2 protein-coding genes are annotated in these 1,200 nt (G+C 72.2%); both read left to right on the top strand.

Annotated features, from left to right (window positions below; all coding sequences use genetic code 11):
* Window positions 1-335: 335 nt before the first annotated feature.
* Window positions 336-983, top strand: coding sequence for a hypothetical protein (locus tag ACLN58_RS22380; RefSeq protein WP_415857404.1), 648 nt, complete (start codon window positions 336-338; stop codon window positions 981-983).
* A gap of 5 nt (window positions 984-988) precedes the next feature.
* Window positions 989-1,200, top strand: a 212-nt coding sequence (locus ACLN58_RS22375) for a hypothetical protein (RefSeq protein ID WP_415857403.1), incomplete at its 3' end; no start/stop codon positions are given.

The following is a 1,200-nucleotide window of genomic DNA, read 5'->3' as shown; positions in this document are numbered from 1 at the left end:
GCCCAGCACCAGCACCGCGCCTGCCAGGGCCGCGGATCTGCGGATAAGCCTGTGCGCCATTCGTCTCCTCCAATGTCACCGATCCCGACACCCGAGGGTTCGGAGCCGAGGCACCGGCGGACTGGACACTGATGCGCGCCGATCAGGCGTTCGGGGGCGGAACAGTTCCATCGGTGATCCGCCGCCCCCTTCGGAGGCCTGGAGACGGCCGCTAATCCGAGGGCGGGCAATCCGGCGAGGGCTGCGGGTCCGAATACTCGCTGTCGGGGCGGGCCAGCGGCCGTCCTGCCCGGATCGCCGTCCCCAGCCGGCCGCCTCCATTAAGGAAGTGTGCCATGAGTGAACGACTCGGCACGGCTCGGCCCGCACTGAGGGCCCTTCTGGCCGTGCTCGCCGGGCTTGCCCTCGCCACTGGCGGGGTCGCCGCAGCGGCCTTCGCCGCCGGATCCACCGTCCTGCCGGTCTCCAGCGCCACGACCCAGGCCTGGACCGGCGGGCAGACCGTGACCATCCAGTACCCCCAGGACTACTTCTGCGACACCAGCGTCGCAGCGTCGACTCCCTCCGGATGCGAAGTCGGCACTGCCGCGAACCGGGGCCCGGTCGCGAACCCGGACCGCTCGGTCCTCTACGTCTTGGTCCCGCTCTTCGCCAATCCGTCCCCGGCCCCGATGTGTGCCGTGGCGAGCTGTCCCAACCACCCCCTCGACATCGATCTGTCCCGGATCGCGGGCGCCCTGGGCGCCTCCCCGGGGGCCGTCGCGTCGGTGCCGCTCCCGGCCCACAGCCACATCCTGGACGGGCCCGCGGGCGGATGGTGGCAGGTCAAGGTCGTCGCCGTGACCACCCAGACGGCCTGGGCCCAGCTCGCGGCAGGCAAGTCCGAGTCCACAATGAATGCCCTGCTCGCAGCGCCCGGCAGCGGCGTCATCGGACCCGTGCCGACCAACCTGTACCTGTTCTTCAACGTCGTGGGCCGGTGACCGCCATGACCCTGAACACCGCCGTCCCCGCGCTCCGGAACGGGCGGCCTCTCTTGGCCTCCCGCAGCGGGCTGCCCGCCCTGGCGGCCCTGGCCGGGATCGCCGCGGTGATCGTGGGCCTGATCCTTCCCTGGCTGACGGTCTTCGGCGGCACCGCGTCCCTTGACGGGATCGCCGCAGGCGGGGGCACCCTGGCCGGAATCGGGACCGGGGCCGG

Source organism: Sinomonas sp. G460-2, from assembly GCF_047759905.1.
In the GTDB taxonomy this organism is placed as follows: domain Bacteria; phylum Actinomycetota; class Actinomycetes; order Actinomycetales; family Micrococcaceae; genus Sinomonas.
The sequence above is the reverse complement of the archived record's forward strand: the minus strand, read 5'-3'. Positions and strand labels throughout refer to the sequence as shown.